We start from the raw sequence: 21,005 nt of genomic DNA on the forward strand, positions 1-21,005 counted from the left end.
ATTAAGGGATGGTGTTAGGATGTGGATGAATTGTGGAAAACAATCCTGGATACCGGTTAGTTATCCACAATCCTTGGTTATCCACACCAAATGATGTCGGAATTTTTTCAAAACAGTACACTTATCCACAAATTTCAATATCTGTATCACTTTTCAAGAATTCATAGGCCGAAAATTGTGCACATCCCCTTCTAATATGAGCTCAACCTGTACGTTTTGTGGATAGATTGGGGATGACTCTTTCATTGGATACCTTTCAAAGGTTAAAAATGGGGAAACCCATGCCCTTTTACCTTACCGCGCAACACCCATACGAGTAGTCATTAATATGCTGGTAGCGGAGGTGAAAAAATGGCTATCTCGATTAGTCTTTGCATGATAGTAAAGAATGAAGAAGACGCGCTTGCTGCCTGTCTTACTTCCGTAGGTGAAGTGGCAGATGAAATAATCATCATCGATACAGGGTCTGCAGACCAGACGAAACAAATCGCTGCCACTTTCACAGATCATGTGTATGATTTTGAATGGATTGATGATTTTGCCGCAGCGAGGAATTTTGCTTTTTCGAAAGCGACGAATATTCTATGGCTCGACGCAGATGACATTTTAACAATGGAAAATAAGCAAAAGTTATTAACGCTCAAAGAAACGCTTCCTAGTTATGTTGACTCCGTCATGATGTTCTATCATCTCTCATTTGATGAGCATGGCAATCCTAGCTTCAGCTCGCGTCGGAACCGGCTCGTAAAACGATAAAAGAACTTCCGTTGGATTGGATTCGTTCATGAATACCTCGATGTGAAGGGGAATATTTTTCAATCGGATATTGCGATTGTTCATAAAAAGGAAAAGGTCCATAGCGACCGGAATTTGAAGATCTATGAAAAAGCACTCGAAGCAGGCCATCCTTTCACACCACGTGACAAATATTATTTTGCAAATGAGTGCAAGGACCACGGCCACTACGAAAGAGCCATTGAATGGTATCAAAAGTTCCTCGATGAGGGCAAGGGCTGGAGCGAGGATAATATTCAAGCATGTGGAAAGATTTCCGATTGCCTTCTCCAGACCAAAGATTGGCTTCCAGCCATCCAAAGTTGCTTAAAATCGTTTGAATACGATACCCCAAGAGGAGAAAACTGCTGCCGGCTCGGCTCTATTTATCTGCAGCAAAATGATTATGAACGCGCCATATTCTGGTACAATTTAGCGACACAAGTTGCCATTCCAGAAAATAAAAGCCCCTTCATTGACCGAAGTTGCTATACATGGCTGCCTCATATCCAGCTCTGCTTGTGCTATGACCGTCTTGGAAAGTACGGTGAAGCTAACAAGCATAATGAGTTAGCATCTGAATTCGTGCCTAATAACCCTGCCGTGCTCTATAATCGGAAATACTTCCAAGACATGAACGAGACATGAAAACACCCCCGTTTATCTTAAACGGGGGTGAACCTATATCAGTCATTAAGCTAATAGGTGCTTCTTCTTTTTGAAAGGCAGCCCGGTCTTTTTAATCGTCCAAATCCACTTTTAACACTTTGCCTGTATTCGCGTCAACTTCTAGATCGTATTCCTTCTGGTCTTGCTTGATTTCCAATTCATAAACAAGGATGCCATTTTCCATATCCGCTTCTAGATCCGTTATTTGACCCTCCACCTGCTTCAGGGCGATCTTTTCAGCTTCTTCCATGCTGATTTTTGCCGTTTTCAAAGCTTCCTGGATCAATGCGTCCTCATCCTGATCATCATCCATCTCTTGAGAAAGGACCGTTCCCTCTTTCGCATCGACTTCCACGTCCTGATAACCTTCTTCCGTTTTAACGGTCATGTCATACGTGATCGGATATTCGTCCCACTCTTTTTCGACTTGGACAACCTCGCCACCAAGTTCTCCAGATATCATGTTGATAGCATCCTTTTCAGATAACGTTCCCTGGTTGACCGCATATACTGCCGTTCCGGCAACACCACCGAATAGTAAAACCGCTGCCCCTGATATCGTTATGATCGCTTTTTTCCTTTTGTTGATGTTTTCTTTTATTTTGCCCCATGTCTTTTTCATGAATGAATTCCTCCTTTAAGTTGTACCTTAAGGATAACCATTCTCTATGAGGCCACCATGAATGCTAGATTAGAATTTGATGAGAAAGACTAATCGTGACGGTTGTACCCGTTCCCTTTTCACTTTGAATCTCCAATCTTCCGCCAAGAGACTCAACTAGGGAGCGAGCAATCGATAGACCGAGCCCATTCCCCCCCGTTTTCCTTGCCCGTGAGGAATCTACCCGGTAAAAACGCTCGAACACGTGCGGCAGATGCTCTTCAGAAATGCCTACACCCTGATCCTGTACCTCTATCAACAGTCTTCCGTCCTTCACATGAATGGAAATGTGAATCGCTGAATCACTATATTTCATCGCATTGTCCAATAAGATTATAAGAATCTGTTCGAGCTTACTTGAAACCGTCTCCGTATGGATGGAAGAAAGCTCTGAACTGACAGTCACTTCCCGTTCCGTAGTCCGTCTGAACGTTTGGGCAATTTGCTCACAAAATGAAATCAGTTCGATCTCTTCCTTCATATCGGAAGACGTTTCCGTTTGAGAAGCCGCCTTCAGTAGATGTCCCGTCAGCTGCTTCATCCTGAGCGCTTCATGATGAATCGCCTCAACTCCCTCTTCTAGAATCGCCTCATCCTTCATGCCCCAACGTTTTAATAAGGAAGCGTAGCTTTCTATCACGGTTATCGGCGTTTTCAGTTCATGCGAGGCATCCGAAAGAAATTGCTGTTGCTGATTAAAGTTCCGTTCAAGTCTTCCGATCATCCTGTTAAATGCAACCCCCATTACCTGAAGTTCATCCTTTGATTTCTCCGGCAATGGGATCTCTTTGAATTCTCCGCTTTCCTCAATATCCGACATGGTCCGGCTCATGATGGAAATCGGTTTAAGGATGAGGTTTGCCAGCCACTTCCCGGCGATGATCGATAAGAGAATGACAAATAAGGAAGAACCGACGAGCACAAGCGCCAGTATGGATAACTGTTCAAAGAGGGTATCCTGTATTTGGGTGACCTCTACCGTCCCGGTCGGAACTCCTTCTTCCGGATAGGGAGATCGGTAGGTCAATACGTATTCCCCATCCACCTTTGCAAAGTTATATCCCTTATCATCAAATGATTTCACCGCAAGCTCCTCAAGTCCATCTTCATCAACAAAGCGATTGACCAAGGAACCATTCGAATTGAAAACCCGCACCATCCCATCGTCAGGCGTATAGGGCTCAATCGCCTTTGAATCTCCGGAAAATAGATCTATCCCTTGTACGTTTTCTTCTAGTAGCTTTGCCTGATTTTCGAGCATATCCTGTTCCCGCTCTATAGAAATCCAAAGAAAAGCAACGAGGACGAAGACACTTAACAAGACCAGCATGATGGTCAAAAATAAACTCGAGTACCACTGTATTTTTGTCCGGATTTTCATAGGGGCTCCTTCAAGCTATACCCCACACCGCGATAAGTATGAATGAGAGGCACATCATAAGGATAGTCGATTTTTTTACGCAAATACCGGATATACACATCCACCACATTCGTATCTCCAGAAAAATCATATCCCCATACATGGGAGATGATCTGATCTCGTGACAGAACCTGATTCTTATTTTGTAAAAGATAGACCAGCAAATCGAATTCTCGGGAAGTCAGCTCAATCCGCTTACCGGCACGCAGGATATCTCTTGTGCCCAGTTCCAATTGTAAATCGTGAATCGTTAGACTATCCTCTTTTACATCTTTAATGCCGCCGCCAGTTTGGCTCCTAAAGCACGCACGGATCCTGGCCAGCAATTCCTCTATCTCAAAAGGCTTGGTTACATAATCATTCGCTCCATGATCAAGCCCATTCACCTTATCCGGTACCGCATCCCTTGCCGTCAGAAGGATGACCGGCGTATGAACATTCTTTTTCCTGAATCGCCTTAATACTTCGATCCCATTTAACTCAGGGAGCATCACATCCAGTAAAATCAAATCCCAGTCTTGCGCTTCCGCCCTCTCGAGTCCTGTTTTTCCGGTAAAAGCTGATTCGGTTTGATACCCTTCATGGTTGAGCTCCAACGTCAGCACCCTTGCGATTTTCTCTTCATCTTCTATGATCAAAATTCGTTTATCCATCATTCAACACCACCTAAATCTTAGTGTACTGAAGAAATATGAAAATATCATGAGAAATGGACGATTCCCATTGAAAAGATTAAAAAGAAAACAGCCATCTTTCTAGAAGAGGGCTGCTTTCACATTGAAACAAGAGGTTTGGGAATCGTGATGAATTATTTACCCGTCCAATTCTGACTGATAAATTCGTCACGGCCAGATTTCTCACGGTCCTCTTTATAATGTTTTTCGTTTTTCTTGTGATAATCCTGATGATATTCCTCAGCAGGATAAAAAGTTTGGGCCGGAAGGATTTCCGTAACGATCGGTTTCTTGAATTTTCCGCTTGCACTTAGTCGCTCTTTGGATTCAAGAGCTAATTGGTGCTGTGTCTCATTATGATAGAAAATGGCCGTCCGATATTGGCTTCCTCTGTCATGGAATTGTCCTCCATCATCGGTTGGGTCAATTTGCTGCCAATATAATTCAAGCAATCTCTCATAAGCAAAAACTTGAGGGTCGAACGTAATTTCAACAACTTCATAATGCCCCGTCGTCCCCGTTTTCAACTCCTCATAGGTAGGGTTTTCAACCTGTCCACCTGAATAACCGGAGATGATGCCTTCTATGCCTGGCAGTTCATCGAATGGTGTAACCATGCACCAAAAACAACCACCAGCAAATATTGCCTTTTCCATACCAATCGTCCCCCTTTACTCATCTAATGTAATAAAAACCAATATACCATAACCATTTGTTTTATGTAGTGGTTGCTGATTTCATAAGAAATAGGATAAGCCATATGGCCCATCCTATTTAATCTTTAGACCAGCCTTTTTCCTTGAACCGAACAATCGCTTCCACACGATTACTGACATCGAGTTTATCGAGAATGACCGAAATATAGTTCCGGACCGTCCCATTGGTAAGAAAAAGCTGGTTGGCAATTTCCTTTGTATTTTTTCCGTCCGCTATCAGCCCAAGCACTTGCGTTTCTCGTTCAGTCAATGGGTTCTCTTCTTCAAAGGCCATATCCACAAGCTCTGGGGCGTAGATGCGCCTTCCATCCATGATGACACGGATGGAATTGGCCAGTTCTTCACTTGGACTATCTTTAAGTAAATAGCCGCCCACTTCAGCTTTTCTGGCTCTTTCAAAATAACCGGGACGGGCAAATGTCGTCAAAATGATGACCTTACATTGGATTCCTTTATTCTTAATCTCTTCCGCAACATCCAGTCCGGTTTTCACTGGCATCTCTATATCCGTGACACAGATATCCGGTTGCAAGCGGTTTATGAGATTCATGGCTTCTTCTCCATCGCTGGCCTTTCCGACAACCTCCATATCCTCCTCCAAGTCGAGGATGGACCCAAGCGCTCCGAGTAACATCCGCTGGTCTTCAGCAATCACGATTCGAATCAAATTAATCCCACCTATTCATTTTTAATTGCATTCGGAACCTTTATATAAACGATGGTCCCGTTGTTTGATTCTATGTCCAGGCTTCCATTCACAAACTCCAGCCTTTCTTTCATACCTTGAAGTCCATTTCCTTTATAGAAATCCGAAGTTTGAGTAAGACCCACCCCATTATCTTCGACTTTAATCCTTACGCCTGTCTTCAATTCTTCAATGGAAATTTTACATAGCGTAGCCTGACTATGCTTAACGATATTGGTCACGGCTTCTTTTATGCACATGCTCAAAACCGTTTCGACAAATAAGGGTGTTGCTCGTAAATCCGTAGAACCATCCAACTCAAAATCTATTTGGGCAGCTTTCAAAATCTGCTTGACCCGAATGACTTCGTCGCTAAGCTTCGCCCCACGCATTTCCGACACCATTTCCCTCACTTCTTTTAACGCTGTCCTCGCAGTTTGACGTATATCCTTGATTTCTTTCTTAGCCGACTCAGGATTCAAATCAATCAACTTTCCAGCAAGGTCACTTTTCAATCCGATCAGTGAAAGCTTCTGCCCCAATGTATCATGCAAATCACGCGCGATACGCTGACGTTCCTCCATCTTCCCAAGTTCCGAAATTTGCTTGTGGGCATCTTCGAGCTGTTCTTCTAGCTTATCCCGCTTATTTCGATTATACGTATTGAACGGGAGTAGAATCACGCCCACTATACAAATGAGCATAAAGGGAAACTGTGAAAAGAATATGGGGTCTTTCATGATGAACCCAATATTGACGGACACGATGGTAGCCAATAGTTGAACCGAATATAAGACAAAAAAGCCTACCTTATTTTGAACATTGCCTACGAAGAACGCTAGAAAAAGAGAAAAGTAAATAAAACCGAAAAAGATGGTCATCGATATGGAAATGGCAATTTGTATCCCTGTCCAAACATATACGGCCCATCCCTTGGAGGCGAACGAAAATCCGTAGGAGATGAAAAATAAAATGATCATAATAATACCGAAAACGATTTCGGACATCGAGGATGATCTAAAGATGAAGTAAAAAGGAAGAATACAGAAAATGATCCAGACATACGGACTTAATCCAGTATTCTTCGGAAAAATATGATACCAACTTTGCATAGCGTCCCTCTGTTCCTTTTCCTTCTAGTATATACTACGAAGTTTTGTCAAAAAACCATTCAATCGAAACTGAATGGTTTTTTGTCGGGATATTTATTTTTCTTGTAAACTTGGTCGTTTAGAAGTCATTTCAACTTTAGTTTTCGTTGCATTCAAACGTTCCTTAATTTCTTTAAAGCTTACAAACGTTTTATTTTCTCCATCATATAAGCGGAAACGGAGAGATTTCAAACTTGAGCCGAGCGTGATCGTCGTAGCCTGTTGTAAGGGCAGCGTCGAATCATGGACTTTCTCCAGATTATAGTTCGGCACTCTAGGGCTTAAATGATGCACATGGTGGAAACCGATGTTACCCGTTACCCATTGTAAAACCTTTGGAAGCTTATAATAAGAGCTTCCATCTATAGCTGCCTTCACATAATCCCAATCAGATTCTTCTTCAAAATAAGAATCTTCGAACTGATGTTGAACATAGAACAACCAGATGCCCAATGAACCCGATACAAAAAGGATCGGTAATTGAATCATAAGGAATGCCTGCCAACCGATTGCCAAACATAATAGGCCGTATATCAACACGATAGCCGCGTTTGTAAGATACGTATTCATCCGTTCTTTTTTTCTTGCTCCCTTAACATTCAAACGATTGGTAACGAGGAATAGATAAAAAGGTCCTAATCCAAACATGACAATCGGATTCCGGTATAAACGGTAAGCAAGACGTCCCCAGAATGAAGCCGCAACATACTCATCAACCGTCATGACCCAAATGTCGCCTGTGCCACGTTTGTTCAGATTACTACTTGTTGCATGGTGAATCGAGTGACTGTGCTTCCATTGTTCATAAGGAAATAAAGTGACAATCCCACTAATCGTACCTAGGATATTATTCGCTTTCTTGCTTTTGAAAAAAGAGGAATGACAGCAATCATGGAAAATGATGAAAATCCTGATGACGAACCCTGAAGAAAGAATGGCGAATGCCAGTGTCAGCCAATAGGAAATGCTCAAACTCTGGTAAGCCAAGAACCAGAGTAGAAAAAATGGTGGAAATGTATTGATGATCTGCTTCACGCTTGATTTCGTATTCGACTTTTCAAAAGGCGCAACTTCTTTTCTTAACTGCTTTTGATCGTGTTTACTCATAGTTTCCTCCTTAAAATGTAAAAAATATGGAGTGTTTCAATAACGTCTATTCAATGGCATGAATCAACTTCTATATAGTAGTGATGAATGTTTTCTTTTCTATATTTCAATTATAGTTACATTCTTCAACCTACTGTAGTCATAAACGTCAATGACCTCATATGACATCTGTCATATACCCGTCTTACAGTCGCATTTAACCACCCTATTATTTCCTTTTTTTCTTGTTTTACGCATGAAATGGAGGGAATGCCAAGAACCTACCTCACCTCGAACGGCCGAAACGCATAGTGGGAATCATCATTTTACTGACTTTGGATCATGAGCATTTCATCATAAACCAGGTTTTGTCTAAGCTCCGTTGCTGTTCTAGTGGATATTTGATCCTCTTCAACCATTTGCTGAATGATATCACGTTCGATCTGCATCGCATTCAATTGAAAACGACTGACCATCTCTTCGAAACGATTAACTTCTTTTTCACTTAGTGTTCCGAATGGATACAAATAATGATTATATCTTTGAATGACCAGCATGACTTCATGACGGTTTTCTGGAGTAGTTTGTTGTTTGATTACCATCATCGCTTCTTTTTGTGCCTCTTTTTGTGCTTTACGGAACTCCCGGATCAGGTCCGCATTTTTATTAATAGAGTTCTCTAATTTGTTTTCCCACTTTTTATCCCATTTGACATTGATCTTGTTTTTGATAAAGAGGGTCTTCCAATTAATCCACGCTCTTTTCAGAGGTGATTTTTGCATATAGTTTAACGTTCTTGAAACATACACCTTATAAAGCTCAAAAGTTGTTTCGGAGATAGCCCCTTTTTGAACTAACCCAGAAACGACTTCCATTTCCTTGCTGGTCCCTAGCTTCATCAAATCCTGTATGGTCTTATTATCCGGCCTTTTCGTTATTCCACGTTCCAAATCTATCAATTGTTCATTTAAATCTTCCATTACTTGATGAATCGCTTTCTGATTATCCATGGTTGCCTCTTTACTCAGCAGTTGGATTGTCTTATTTAACACAATTTTATAAGCTTCTTCAGTAGTAAGACGTTCATCCTCAGATTCAGTCGGTTTCTTTATTAATATCGGTAAAAGAAATGTAGCCAAAAAGACGCTTAGCAAAATTACACAGGCCGCGATAAATAAGACTGTATTACGCATCGGGAACGTCGTGTCATCCGGCATTAAAGTTGGTATGGATAAAGCGGTAGCTAAAGTTATGGTACCATGTATGCCACAAACTGATGCCAAAAGGGCATATCGCGATTTTGACACATTCTTAACATCCACGACATCGTTATCTTCAGGATGAACCCTGGACATAATAAATTGCTCCAGTGGATTCACTCTGTTTTTCGTGAAAGTATCATGAAGAATGTATACCCAAATAAAACGGATCACCAATAATAAAAGTACAATCAAGACGCTAATTCCAAAAAGAGTTCCCCTATTTAAGTTGGACTCAATTTCCTGATAAACACTCGGTATCATGAATCCTAATAAAGTAAATACAAGACCATTCAAAAGATAACCTAATACAGACCATGTATTCGTAGATATAATTTGCAACTTGGTTGTGGAACTCTGAAGGCGATCCCGCTCAATGCCATGTATGACTCCTGCGGTAACCACTGCTAAGATTCCAGAAACATGGAACTCTTCAGCAACCATATAAATCACAAATGGTGTAATCAGCTCAATAACAATGGACATAGGAATTTCCTCTAGTCCATGAACCCGTAGGAACAATCGCAATTTAACGATTAAATAGCCCAGAAGGAGACCTATAATAATCCCACCTAAAGACACAAATAAAAAATTAAGCGAAGCATCTTTTATAGAAAAGACGCCCGTCAATGCAGCTGCCAAAGCCACTTTAAAAGCAACGATTCCGGCTGCATCATTGAAAAGCGATTCTCCTTCAAGGATGGGCATCATGTTTCCGGGCAATTTCAAGCCTTTTGTAATGGATTGTACCGCTACTGCATCCGTTGGGGTAATGGTCGCTGCTAAGGCAAAAGCCACAGCCAAAGGCATATCTGGAATTAACCAGTGGATAAAAAAGCCACCGGCAAAAACAGTTACGAATACTAACCCAAATGCCAATAACAGAATCGGCTTACGCAACTCAAGCATTTCTTTCCGAGATGTGTTTTTTCCTTCTGTAAATAGGAGGGGAGCAATAATACAAATCATAAATAATTCAGAATGAAAGTCTAATGATAAGTGGAGCGGTAAAAATGAAATGACTGCCCCCATGGCTATCTGATATATCGGGAGCGGAATACGAGGCCATTTAGCATTTAAGATTGTAGCGACTATTGTGGAAACTAATAAGCCGAGCAAAGTGATTAAAAATGACATAGAATCCTCCTATCTTCTAATATTTTGTACGATTTCCTCTAAAAAGGTGAAAAAGCAGAGATATTTTAAAGCGATTATCACCACTTTAATAATAGTCCCTACTTATAATGTGTATTTTTTAAATGAAACTCTCGCATTAATCATGCATATTTTGTTGTATTAACGATAATTGATATACCCCTTAGTTATTCATTACAAACAGGTATGACAACTTTCAAGTTTCATTTTATTATCAACTGATTTTTCATTTGCAGCTAAAAGACGTCAAAATAAAACCCGAGGGATCAGCCATCCACTCGGGTCTAATAACTTCTATTCATTTAGTTGAATCCGATCAGGGCAGGTATAAATATTCATGGAATCATTACGGATAAATCCGACGGTAGTGATTCCCAACCCTTCCGCTAGCTCCAACGCCAATTCAGTTGGTGCGGATTTAGAAAGGATCAACTCGCATCCGATCTTCGCCACCTTCAACAGTATCTCCGATGAGATGCGTCCACTGAATACAATCGCTTTTCCTTCTAAAGATATCCCATTCTTCAAGCAATACCCATAGATCTTATCCAATGCATTATGACGCCCGATATCCATTCGGCTTAATACAAGCCCATTCACATCACACAATGCCGCATTATGGACACCGCCGGTTTGCTGGAACGTCACCGCGGACTGTTGCAGGTCTTTCATTAAGCGGAAGCAATCTTCCGGCGTTAGCCTTACCGTCATATTCTCCATCTTCTTGGCGGTCAGGGCATCGTTTACGAAGACGAAACCTTGTCTACTTCCTCCACAGCATGAAGTAATATAGCGTTTATTTTGAAACTCTTGGTAATAAGGATTTAGCTTATCCGTTTTGACGTGAACATATCCTTCTTTTTCCTGAAACCAAATTTCCTTGATTTCCTCATATTTCCGGATAATCCCTTCCGAGGCTAAATAACCGATGACCATATCTTCGATGTACTCGGGTGTACACACCATCGTCACGAATTCTTGCCCATTGATCTTCACCGTGACGGGAAATTCCGTCACAACCGTGTCTTCCGTTTGCTGGACTTCCCCTTTGCTAATGCGGATGATCTCCCGTTTTTTCTCTATCTCCTTCATGCCTTCACTCCTTATTATCTACGCGAACTTTCTGCCTTTTATATAAAACAGTAGAATGATATCAGTTCGATTTTAGTTTTCCTGCTATGTCCTGGTCAAATACAAACACAGAAATGGCTATATTTTCCTTCACTTTAATATCAGAAAACAAATGAACCAGGTTCGCACCGACCAACTCTTCCATTCCCTCTGGAGGAGCAACTGAATAAAGATCCTGAATCATTTTTGTCCTAGCTGAATGAACCATGTCTTTGCCCTCTTCCGTACTCGAAATGAATATTTCCGTCGGAGTCAAATTCCCATATAGCGTGGAAACAGCCATATTATCTACAAAAACCGTATGAATACGCTCTGGCCCTTTTCCGAATAGTTCTTTTCGGAGCTTTCGAATCATATCATTGAATTCATGGATTACTTTTGACATCTTGATTTCGCTCCTAACATATGATATTTCATCTAGTATTTCCTTATCATAAAGCAATAAGATTAAAAAAAAAAGTTTATTGAAAATAACTACTTTTCTCATACTGATTGTTTCTTTTTATAATTAAAGGTATAATACCTTTGTGAAAGTTGGTCACATAATAAGATTTGTTATGTTTCTATCTTTTATCCATCATTTATATAATGGTTTGGATTGGTATATTGGCAAGATTTGCTTTTAAACTTTTCCACCATGACTTACATCACTGTTCAGAGACAGAGGTGTAATCATGGTGGTTTTTTTCGTGTTTTTTGGTAATAAGAGGGGGAAAAATTATGAGCGATTCAATTACTATTAAAATCAATGGCTTGGATTATAAAGCAAAAACTGGATCGACAATCTTGGAAGTTATCAATGAAAATAAGATAGCCCATCCACAGGTTTGTTATGTTCCTGAAGTGGACCCGATTCAAACATGCGATACGTGTATCGTGGAAGTGAATGGGAAACTTGTTAGATCATGCTCGACAAAAGTCGATAGCAGCATGGATATCTCATTGGATTCAACAAGTGCAAAAGCAGCACAAAATGAAGCGATGGATCGTCTTCTTGAGAATCACCTATTATATTGCACAGTTTGTGACAATAATAACGGCAACTGTAAACTGCACAACACTGTAGAATTAATGGAAATCCCGCACCAAGACTTTACGCCTAAAACTACACCGGATTTGGCTGTGGACATGTCCCATCCATTCTACCGCTATGATGCGAACCAATGTATCGCTTGCGGACAATGCGTAGAGGTTTGTCAAAATCTACAGGTTAATGAAACGCTATCCATCGATTGGGAAGCAGAACGTCCACGTGTTATTTGGGATGAAGGAACTGAAATCAATAATTCATCATGTGTGGGTTGCGGACAATGTGTAACTATCTGTCCATGTAATGCGTTAATGGAGAAATCCATGCTTGGAGAGGCTGGCTTCATGACAGCCATGAAAGAAGATATTATGGAACCAATGATCGACCTAGTTAAAGATGTCGAGCCTGATTTCAGCGTAATTTTCCCTGTTTCTGATATAGAAGCAGCTATGCGTGATACACGTACGAAGAAAACGAAAACGGTTTGTACGTTCTGTGGTGTCGGCTGTTCATTCGAAGTTTGGACAAAAGGGCGCAAAATCCTTAAAGTTCAACCTACGCATGAAGGACCAGTTAATGCGATTTCCACTTGCGTTAAAGGGAAATTTGGTTGGGATTTCGTAAACTCTGAAAAACGTATCACTAAACCATTGATCCGTAAAAATGGTAGATTCGTTGAATCAAGCTGGGATGAAGCCCTTGACTTGGTTGCATCAAGACTTGGTTCAATCAAACAACAATACGGTGGCAATTCCGTAGGATTCATTTCTTCATCTAAAATCACGAATGAAGAAAACTATGTGATTCAGAAATTAGCACGTCAAATGTTCGAAACAAATAACGTCGACAACTGTTCTCGTTATTGTCAATCTCCTGCGACAGACGGATTATTCCGCACAGTCGGTATGGGTGGAGATGCTGGTACGATTAAAGATATCGCTGCAGCAGGACTTGTCATCATCGTCGGTGCAAATCCAGCCGAAGGACATCCTGTTCTAGCCACACGCGTAAAACGTGCACATAAGCTACACGGACAAAAACTGATCGTTGCCGATGTACGTAAAAACGAAATGGCTGAGCGTTCTGACATCCATATCAGTCCAAAACAAGGTACTGACCAAGTTTGGTTGATGGCCGTTACTAAATATATGATCGACCAAGGCTGGCATGATCAAGAATTCATCGATGAAAATGTTCACTTCTTTGACGATTATAAAGAGATACTAGAAAAATATACCCTTGATTATGCAGAGTTAAACACAGGAATTTCAAAAGAAACATTGATCCAAATTGCAGAAGCGATTCGCGATGCAGATGGTACTTGTATTCTTTGGGGAATGGGTGTTACACAAAACACTGGTGCTTCCGATACGTCGGCTGCTATCTCTAACCTTCTATTGGCTACAGGTAACTACCGTCGTCCAGGGGCTGGAGCTTATCCGCTTCGTGGCCATAATAACGTTCAAGGTGCTTGTGATATGGGAACTCTACCGAACTTCCTACCAGGATACCAACGTGTTACGGATGATGTTGCCCGTGCTAAATTCGAAGAAGCATATGGTGTCAAAATTGACAACAAACCAGGTATGCACAATATTGAAATGCTGGAAGCCATTGAAAAAGGCGACATGAAAGCGATGTACCTTGTCGGTGAAGATATGGCACTTGTTGATTCTGATGCAAACCATGTGGATAAAGTATTATCAAGCTTAGACTTCTTTGTTGTTCAAGATATCTTCCTTTCTAGAACAGCCCAATATGCAGACGTAGTATTACCGGGAGCTCCTTCTCTTGAAAAGGATGGAACATTCACGAATACAGAGCGCCGTGTCCAACGTCTATATAAAGCACTTCCTACTTTGGGAGATTCTAGAGCGGACTGGGAAATCACCCAAGAAATCGCTAACCGCTTAGGTGCAAATTGGAATTACACTCATCCTAGTGACATCTATGATGAAATGGCAAGCCTGTCACCTATTTTCAGCCAAGCCAATTACGAAGTACTTGAAGGCTGGAACAGCTTCCTATGGGGAAGTCATGATGGATCAAGCACACCGCTTCTTTATACGGATGGCTTCAACTTCCCTGATAAAAAAGCTCGCTTTGCCATAGCTGACTGGGTAGAACCACATAAATTCCCTGAAGAATTCGATCTTCATATCAATAATGGACGTATGCTTGAACATTTCCATGAAGGAAATATGACGAACAAATCAAACGGAATTCAATCTAAAGTTCCTGACATTTTCGTTGAAGTTTCTCCGGAGTTAGCCAAGGAACGTCAAGTGAGTGATGGCGGATTAGTTCGATTGGTATCACCATATGGTGCCGTCAAATTAAGAGTGCTTATTACAGACCGAGTGAAGAAAAATGAACTATTCCTTCCGATGAATTCAGTCGACAAGGATTCAGCCATCAACTTCCTGACTGGTCCTATATATGATCAACGTACAAGTACACCTGCTTATAAACAAACAAAGGTACGTATGGAAGTGCTTAAAGAAAGCGGAGAAATTCCATTGCCGGGATCTAACCCACGTAATAAAAAACGTCATCCTCAAAATGGTGTTGAGGTTCAACGTAAGTGGGCACGTCCGGGTTATGTACACTTAACTGATAAATAATAAGGAGGGTAAAGATCATGGCAGCTCCTATCACGGAAATCCATAATCCTATAACAGAGGAAGATATCAAGTTACAGAAAATCGAAGAACTAAAAATGCTAGTCACCGATAATGAAGAGGTGTTAAACAGTCTGTTTAACATCCTCGGTGAGCTGAACGACTCTGGCGTGCTTGATGCCGCCACTTCTATGCTTAGAGGAAAAGAACAAATAGCAAAAGTCGCTCTTGGACAAGTAACCAGAGAACCCGTAACCAACTTAATCAATACGCTTATGGGTGCAACTGGAGCCTTGATGAAGGCTGATACCGACCAAGTGACAAAGCTTCTTAGCAGCGCACTTGCCGGCATCGATGAAGGTAGCAAATTCATTGAGACCGATAAAAAAATCGGTGTGATGAGTTTAGTAAAAGTATTGAACGACCCCGACATTAATCGAGCAATTGGTTTCGGCGTCCATTTCTTAAAAGGAATGGGTAAAGAACTAAAATAGTAACAATAATTTAAACAGACTATCCCCAAGTCGAATGTAAACAATAAATAGAATGAAGGCTTAGAAGAGGCATCAGCCTCTTTTGAGTCTTTTTTAAAATAATAACTATAAAGGACGGATGAAATGCTAACAAAAGAAAACGTCATAGATGCCTTAAAACACGTTCAAGATCCGGAATTGAATAGAAGTATCGTTGAACTGAATATGGTTCGAAACATTAAAATCATGGAGGGACATGTTTCACTAGAAGTAGTCCTTACCATTCAAGGATGTCCACTAAAAGCTAAGATTCAAGATGATATCGAGAGCTCTTTAAGAAAAATCGGTGCTTTAAGTGTATCCTTGAAATTTGGTTCAATGACCAAAGAAGAACGGGAAACATTGACGAAAGTATTAAAAGGCAATGCGACGACCGAAACCGGTATGCCAAAGATGCTTGCTCCTGATTCAGGCGTGAAGTTCATTGCCATCACAAGTGGTAAAGGCGGCGTCGGTAAATCTACCGTGACAATCAATCTTGCGGTTGCACTAGCACGTCTAGGCAAGCGCGTCGGTATTCTGGATGCTGACATTTACGGATTCAGCGTTCCTGCAATGATGGGCATCACCCAAAAGCCGACGATGATCGACCAAACTGTCATCCCGGTTGAGAGCCATGGTGTGAAAGTCATGTCGATGGGCTTCTTTGCAGCCGATGATAACCCTGTAATGTGGCGCGGACCAATGCTGAACAAGTGGATCAAAAACTTCCTTGTGAACACGCACTGGGGAGAATTAGATTACATGTTGCTTGACTTACCTCCTGGTACAGGTGACGTAGCGATTGATGTCGCTGCCATGATTCCACAAGGTAAAGAAATCATCGTAACTACACCACATAATGTCGCCTCTTTTGTTGCGTCAAGAGCAGGTGCAATGGCCAAGCATACGAAACATGAAATCGTCGGTATAATCGAAAACATGGCTTACTTTGAAGAACAAGATGGATCGAAGAACTACCTGTTCGGAAAAGGCGGCGGAGAAATGCTTGCGAAACGTCTTGGAACAGAAGTGATCGCGACCATCCCATTCTCGAACCGTAAAGAAAACAACGACGCCAACGTTTTTGATGAAGAATCCTACATTGGTGAAACTTTCGCATCATTAGCGGAAGACTTAGTTAATCAATCCTAATAGGTAGAGGCTGGCTCAATTGGAGTCAGCCTCTTTTTCATATTCGAAAGGCAACCTATACACTTTCCCCTTATTCATCCCCTCACTGACAAGATTCATGGAACGCAAAATTCTCGTCGCGCTAGCAGAAGATGAAATACGTAAAAACTCCCTTAATTGTCGATTCGTTATCGTGGGACCGAGTAGGAAGTAATAATCTTTTAACGCTCGGATATGTCCGTCTTTACTCTCGTGCTCACACCTGGAGCATTTCCATTCCCTACGCTGCTTCAATAATGGAGACATCAAACACTTCTCGCAGATGACTCCTCTTATAAGGTCCTCCATGGAAAGATTGAACCGTTCGAGAACGGAAGCATCCGCTTCAATATGATGCTTATTGATGATCTTGATGATTTTTTTCAATTCTTTATCACTGAGACTTGGTTGGTTGATGGATTTTTCGATTTGGTGGATTTTAAAAGGTAGGGTATCACGATGGATGACTTTGTAATGAAGATTGCGGTTTTCAGGATTCGTGCGGATAATTGTTTGAGGATTACTAATTACGACCAGAGAGTAAATTGGGGGTTCTGTCAGCCCATGTTTCATAAGCCAACTCTTCAATTGTGATTCATGACGCTCAATTTGAATCAGGGGATCTGGAAACCCCATCTCTTTTCCGTCTTTCGTCCGTATGAGCTGATTAAAAGTGGAATCGAAATAGAGGGAACCTGCTATATTCTTCACTTCGATGACGAGGATGAATTTTCTGGATAGTAATAACGTATCAATTTGGAAAAAACGAGTTTGATCCTGTAACCTGATATCATGGAATATGAAATACTCCTTCGTTTCAAGAAAACTCAAAGGAAAATCGATAGCGCACTCTCCCCTATAGCCAGCTTCCTTTTTACTAAGTTCACTCATAATAAAGGGGATTTTCGGATGGGCTGGTGGAAGCCTGCGCAACAAAGCCTGTAATTTCAGGATAGAAAGCGGGATTTTACGTTCCCTTATAATCATTTGATCACTCCAATCTTGTTATTCTCTCCATAAATTCTATGGCAGAACGTGATATTCCTTTAAACTCTCGATTTATATCCTCCGAATGAGTTTTATCTTCGCTTTTCGAATATTTATCTTCACAAACAGGATTTTATCTTCGGAAAATGCTCTTTTATCTTCCCATTTATCTGATATATCGATTTTTCGACAATATCAGATAAATTTCATTAAGGACTTGCTGATATTACAGTCCGTCCTTTGACGTTTTATCTTCAAACTTTGGATTCTAATTGTGAAAGTGTTATATCAACCAAATTAAGGACTTTATCTTCGCAATTGCATATTATATCGATTTTTCGACAAAAAAAGGACCTACGCCCAGGCAAGTCCATCAATCTATGTTATCTGCAATCGCACGTCCAGCCTGTCGCCCCGAGAATAGGCACCCACCCAGAAATGTCCCTTCCATGGAGCGATAACCGTGGACTCCGCCACCTCCGAATCCGGATACTTCGCCTGCTGCATAAAGCCCAGTCACTGGCTTTCCTATTGCGTTAAGGACTCGACCAGATAAATCCGTCTGCAATCCTCCCAGCGTCTTTCTACTGACTATATGTAACCGTACAGCAATCAGCGGGCCCTTTTTGGGGTCCAGGATTTTATGGGGAGAAGCCACTCTCACAAATCGGTCACCGATATAATTTCGCGCCCCCCGCATGGCCGTGATTTGCAGGTCTTTCGTGAATGTGTTGTCCATCTCCCGGTCCCTCGCTAAAATTTGCTTTTCAATCTCTTCAGCACTCAGTAAATTCTCCCCAGTAATCTTGTTCATGCCATCGACCAGTTCCGATACTGTACCTGCAATGACAAAGTCCTCTCCCTTATCCATAAAAGCTTGTACCGGAGCTGGAGCACCGGGCAGTACACGAGATAGAACCTTTCGAATGCTCCTCCCCGTCAAATCAGGATTTTGTTCAGAACCTGACAATGCAAACTCTTTTTCAATGATTTTCTGCGTCAAGATGAACCAGGAATAATCATATCCGGTCTTCTGGATCGCCTCAAGCGTCCCCAACGTATCGAACCCAGGAAAATTCGGGGCTGGAAATCGTCGCCCTTTTGCATCCAGCCAAAGCGACGACGGACCTGGAAGAATACGAATCCCGTGCTTGTCCCAAACCGGGTCCCAGTTTTTGATTCCTTCCGTATAGTGCCACATCCGGTCGCGGTTGACGATCCTCCCACCCGCTTTTTCCGTGATGGCCAGCATCCTTCCATCCACATGCTCCGGTACACCGGAAATCATCGTCTTCGGTGCTTTCCCAAGTCGGGCAGGCCAGTTTCTTCTAATCAAATCATGATTGGCACCAATTCCACCGCTTGTGACAAGGACAGCCTTCGAATGAAATGTAAAATCCCCGACCACTTCCCGGGAACTCGCCTCACCTCGGCTTGCCGAGCTTGGAACGAGTATCGATCCTCCCACCCCGATTACCGCGTCATTTTCCGTCATCAATTCATTGACCCGATGGCGGGGTCGATAGTCGACAAGCCCCTTTTCCATTGCCCTGCGAACTCTCTCTTCAAACGGTTTAACGATGCCAGGTCCTGTCCCCCATACGATATGAAACCGCGGAACCGAATTGCCATGGCCTTCAGCCAGATAGCCACCACGCTCAGCCCAGCCGACTACCGGAAAAAAACGTATACCTTGGGAGGATAACCATTCCCTTTTTTCCCAGGCAGCGAACTCGACATACGCCTCCGCCCATTTCTTGCCCCAATAATCTTCGTCCTCTTCCCTATCAAAACCAGCGGTCCCCAACCAGTCCTGCCAAGCAAGTTCCTTAGAGTCCCTGATTCCAAGCCTACGCTGCTCAGGTGAATCCACAAGGAATAAACCACCAAAAGACCACCATGCCTGCCCACCCATAGACGCTTCAGGCTCTTGATCCAAAAGTAGAACCCGCTTTCCTGCATCAGCTAGCTCCGCCGTGGCCACTAACCCTGCAAGACCAGCTCCGACAACGATCACGTCCATTTCCATTTATATTCCCCCGATTTAAATCAAAGACTATGTATCCGTTTACAATATTATTACTTAAGTCCCTATATTCCCTGCTTAAGTCTCGATTTCCTTCTTACACACAAAAAAGCACCTAACTGTCTATGACAACTAAGCTTCCCATTGTGACTTTACGGCAATTAGATTCCTTCACATTCCTATACTGGAAATACATGATTTAAGAATCTTCCCCTCATAAATGAATATATATCAAAATTGAATGGGTATTTTTTTAATAAGGGGGGCATCCGTATGAATGATGGTTTTGAAAAGACAGCCAGATTTGAACATTCTTTTTGGCTTCAAATCTTAGGTGATCATTCTAGATTTATTTATGAAGCTTTAGCACCTGTTCAAAAGGAGGAAATTGAGAAAGCTTCAAAATTCATTCGAAGATTTGATACACTTCTGGATGATGCCAAATCAAATGATCTCATGCAATTAACGGCAAAAGCTGAAGTAGAGGCCATCAAACTTCGCGAATTTAAATTAGATTTATTAAGGAAACATCTTATCGGGAAAATCAAGATTCACCTTGCCCCCACTTTTATTAATCATATGATAAATGAATTAGAAGAATATCTACGGATTTTAAAATACTTAAAAGAAGGGCAAGTTCCCCCTATTTACCATGAACTACATCATCATCTTGTATGGTTATTAGATGCTGCTGGTCATTCAGATACGATTTCATCCAATTTAGACAGTGTTGAAAAGAGATTAAGAGAGAAAAGTGATTCATTCACGAAGCATTTTGAGGAATTTTACTTAAAAGCCGTTGAAATGGCAGGCTATTTAAGAACGAATGTAACTGAGTTTCCCGCTTTGGTAAGATTCAATTCAGACGCCCAGTTAGAAATTAAATTATTTCAGGGATTTTTACAAGAAATCGAAGAGCTGGAGCTAAGTAATCAAGCATTAGGAACATTTGCCCCGTTAATTGCGGACCATATGTTACGTGAAGAATGTTACTATCTAATGAAGTTAAGTGAATCGGCAAATCTTGATACACCAAACTGTGATCCTACTAAACCTCGGATTAAAGAGTGAAACATTACATTTTAATGATAAGTGCTGAGGAAGATTATATCCCAGCACTTTTTTTAATGGCTTTTTTGCTTTCAGTTGAATATCCATGGTTTGCATGCTTCATTCGACAAAAAAAGGGGCTGTCCCAAAAGTCAGGAAAATGACTTTTAGGGCAACCCTTTTTTTATGAAATTTATGCACAAAAAAATCGCCCTTTTTAGTAAA

16 protein-coding genes and 1 pseudogene are annotated in these 21,005 nt (G+C 41.5%); 5 read left to right on the plus strand and 12 right to left on the minus strand.

Annotated elements, in window-relative coordinates:
* The first annotated feature begins 375 nt into the window (after positions 1-375).
* Positions 376-1,422: pseudogene (locus ACIQXU_RS13645) on the plus strand (tetratricopeptide repeat-containing glycosyltransferase family 2 protein).
* A gap of 91 nt (positions 1,423-1,513) precedes the next feature.
* On the opposite strand, the gene ACIQXU_RS13650 reads toward ACIQXU_RS13645, so the two are convergent.
* The 10 genes from ACIQXU_RS13650 to ACIQXU_RS13695 all read right to left on the minus strand — a co-directional run bounded on the left by ACIQXU_RS13650 (position 1,514) and on the right by ACIQXU_RS13695 (position 11,766).
* Positions 1,514-2,065 (minus strand): PepSY domain-containing protein, encoded by a 552-nt coding sequence (locus ACIQXU_RS13650; protein WP_402954441.1) that lies wholly within the window; start codon positions 2,063-2,065, stop codon positions 1,514-1,516.
* 64 nt (positions 2,066-2,129) lie between these two features.
* Positions 2,130-3,485, minus strand: coding sequence for a sensor histidine kinase (locus ACIQXU_RS13655; protein WP_402990055.1), 1,356 nt, complete (start codon positions 3,483-3,485; stop codon positions 2,130-2,132).
* A complete protein-coding gene (locus ACIQXU_RS13660; protein ID WP_402954447.1) occupies positions 3,482-4,177 on the minus strand; it encodes a response regulator transcription factor in 696 nt (231 codons plus the stop codon). Before ACIQXU_RS13660 ends, ACIQXU_RS13655 begins: the two co-directional genes overlap by 4 nt.
* Before the next feature lie 155 nt (positions 4,178-4,332).
* Positions 4,333-4,854, minus strand: a complete 522-nt coding sequence (gene msrA / locus ACIQXU_RS13665) for a peptide-methionine (S)-S-oxide reductase MsrA (protein WP_402870838.1) — start codon at positions 4,852-4,854, stop codon at positions 4,333-4,335.
* A gap of 118 nt (positions 4,855-4,972) precedes the next feature.
* A complete protein-coding gene (locus ACIQXU_RS13670; protein WP_402870835.1) occupies positions 4,973-5,581 on the minus strand; it encodes a response regulator in 609 nt (202 codons plus the stop codon).
* A gap of 11 nt (positions 5,582-5,592) precedes the next feature.
* Positions 5,593-6,711 carry a sensor histidine kinase gene (locus tag ACIQXU_RS13675; protein WP_402990058.1) on the minus strand — a complete coding sequence of 373 codons (1,119 nt, stop codon included), beginning with the start codon at positions 6,709-6,711 and terminating at the stop codon, positions 5,593-5,595.
* A 93-nt stretch (positions 6,712-6,804) separates the two neighbouring features.
* Entirely contained in the window at positions 6,805-7,857 is a 1,053-nt protein-coding gene (desA, locus tag ACIQXU_RS13680; protein WP_402870829.1) for a Delta(5) desaturase DesA, read from the minus strand.
* Between the two features lie 305 nt (positions 7,858-8,162).
* Positions 8,163-10,232: a Na+/H+ antiporter gene (locus ACIQXU_RS13685; protein WP_402990061.1), complete on the minus strand. Its 2,070-nt coding sequence runs from the start codon at positions 10,230-10,232 to the stop codon at positions 8,163-8,165.
* Between the two features lie 312 nt (positions 10,233-10,544).
* Entirely contained in the window at positions 10,545-11,342 is a 798-nt protein-coding gene (fdhD, locus tag ACIQXU_RS13690) for a formate dehydrogenase accessory sulfurtransferase FdhD (protein ID WP_402870822.1), read from the minus strand.
* Between the two features lie 61 nt (positions 11,343-11,403).
* Complete coding sequence (locus ACIQXU_RS13695) at positions 11,404-11,766, minus strand: Na-translocating system protein MpsC family protein (RefSeq protein WP_402870818.1); 363 nt, start codon at positions 11,764-11,766, stop codon at positions 11,404-11,406.
* A 335-nt stretch (positions 11,767-12,101) separates the two neighbouring features.
* On the opposite strand from ACIQXU_RS13695, the gene fdhF reads away from it, so the two are divergent.
* The 3 genes from fdhF to ACIQXU_RS13710 all read left to right on the plus strand — a co-directional run bounded on the left by fdhF (position 12,102) and on the right by ACIQXU_RS13710 (position 16,699).
* Positions 12,102-15,035 carry a formate dehydrogenase subunit alpha gene (gene fdhF, locus ACIQXU_RS13700; RefSeq protein ID WP_402870815.1) on the plus strand — a complete coding sequence of 978 codons (2,934 nt, stop codon included), beginning with the start codon at positions 12,102-12,104 and terminating at the stop codon, positions 15,033-15,035.
* A 17-nt stretch (positions 15,036-15,052) separates the two neighbouring features.
* The gene (locus ACIQXU_RS13705) at positions 15,053-15,526 is read left to right on the plus strand and encodes a helical membrane plugin domain-containing protein (protein ID WP_402870812.1); all 474 of its coding nucleotides are present in this window, start codon (positions 15,053-15,055) and stop codon (positions 15,524-15,526) included.
* Positions 15,527-15,649: 123 nt separating this feature from the next.
* Positions 15,650-16,699, plus strand: a complete 1,050-nt coding sequence (locus ACIQXU_RS13710; RefSeq protein ID WP_402870809.1) for an Mrp/NBP35 family ATP-binding protein — start codon at positions 15,650-15,652, stop codon at positions 16,697-16,699.
* Between the two features lie 15 nt (positions 16,700-16,714).
* Here the strand turns inward: ACIQXU_RS13710 and ACIQXU_RS13715 are convergent, their stop codons facing one another.
* Complete coding sequence (locus tag ACIQXU_RS13715; RefSeq protein ID WP_402990065.1) at positions 16,715-17,704, minus strand: nuclease-related domain-containing protein; 990 nt, start codon at positions 17,702-17,704, stop codon at positions 16,715-16,717.
* A 373-nt stretch (positions 17,705-18,077) separates the two neighbouring features.
* Positions 18,078-19,733, minus strand: coding sequence for an FAD-binding dehydrogenase (locus ACIQXU_RS13720; protein WP_402990068.1), 1,656 nt, complete (start codon positions 19,731-19,733; stop codon positions 18,078-18,080).
* A gap of 270 nt (positions 19,734-20,003) precedes the next feature.
* On the opposite strand from ACIQXU_RS13720, the gene ACIQXU_RS13725 reads away from it, so the two are divergent.
* Positions 20,004-20,801 carry a DUF2935 domain-containing protein gene (locus tag ACIQXU_RS13725; RefSeq protein ID WP_402990071.1) on the plus strand — a complete coding sequence of 266 codons (798 nt, stop codon included), beginning with the start codon at positions 20,004-20,006 and terminating at the stop codon, positions 20,799-20,801.
* Positions 20,802-21,005: the final 204 nt, after the last annotated feature.

Source organism: Peribacillus sp. NPDC097284 (genome assembly GCF_044761765.1).
Taxonomy (GTDB): domain Bacteria; phylum Bacillota; class Bacilli; order Bacillales; family DSM-1321; genus Peribacillus.

Coding starts and splice junctions, on each gene's coding strand:
- ACIQXU_RS13650 (WP_402954441.1), bottom strand. CDS start 2,065: ATGAAAAAGACATGGGGCAAAATAAAAGAAAACATCAACAAAAGGAAA.
- ACIQXU_RS13655 (WP_402990055.1), bottom strand. CDS start 3,485: ATGAAAATCCGGACAAAAATACAGTGGTACTCGAGTTTATTTTTGACC.
- ACIQXU_RS13660 (WP_402954447.1), bottom strand. CDS start 4,177: ATGGATAAACGAATTTTGATCATAGAAGATGAAGAGAAAATCGCAAGG.
- msrA (WP_402870838.1), bottom strand. CDS start 4,854: ATGGAAAAGGCAATATTTGCTGGTGGTTGTTTTTGGTGCATGGTTACA.
- ACIQXU_RS13675 (WP_402990058.1), bottom strand. CDS start 6,711: ATGCAAAGTTGGTATCATATTTTTCCGAAGAATACTGGATTAAGTCCG.
- desA (WP_402870829.1), bottom strand. CDS start 7,857: ATGAGTAAACACGATCAAAAGCAGTTAAGAAAAGAAGTTGCGCCTTTT.
- ACIQXU_RS13685 (WP_402990061.1), bottom strand. CDS start 10,232: ATGTCATTTTTAATCACTTTGCTCGGCTTATTAGTTTCCACAATAGTC.
- fdhD (WP_402870822.1), bottom strand. CDS start 11,342: ATGAAGGAGATAGAGAAAAAACGGGAGATCATCCGCATTAGCAAAGGG.
- ACIQXU_RS13695 (WP_402870818.1), bottom strand. CDS start 11,766: ATGTCAAAAGTAATCCATGAATTCAATGATATGATTCGAAAGCTCCGA.
- fdhF (WP_402870815.1), top strand. CDS start 12,102: ATGAGCGATTCAATTACTATTAAAATCAATGGCTTGGATTATAAAGCA.
- ACIQXU_RS13705 (WP_402870812.1), top strand. CDS start 15,053: ATGGCAGCTCCTATCACGGAAATCCATAATCCTATAACAGAGGAAGAT.
- ACIQXU_RS13710 (WP_402870809.1), top strand. CDS start 15,650: ATGCTAACAAAAGAAAACGTCATAGATGCCTTAAAACACGTTCAAGAT.
- ACIQXU_RS13715 (WP_402990065.1), bottom strand. CDS start 17,704: ATGATTATAAGGGAACGTAAAATCCCGCTTTCTATCCTGAAATTACAG.
- ACIQXU_RS13720 (WP_402990068.1), bottom strand. CDS start 19,733: ATGGAAATGGACGTGATCGTTGTCGGAGCTGGTCTTGCAGGGTTAGTG.
- ACIQXU_RS13725 (WP_402990071.1), top strand. CDS start 20,004: ATGAATGATGGTTTTGAAAAGACAGCCAGATTTGAACATTCTTTTTGG.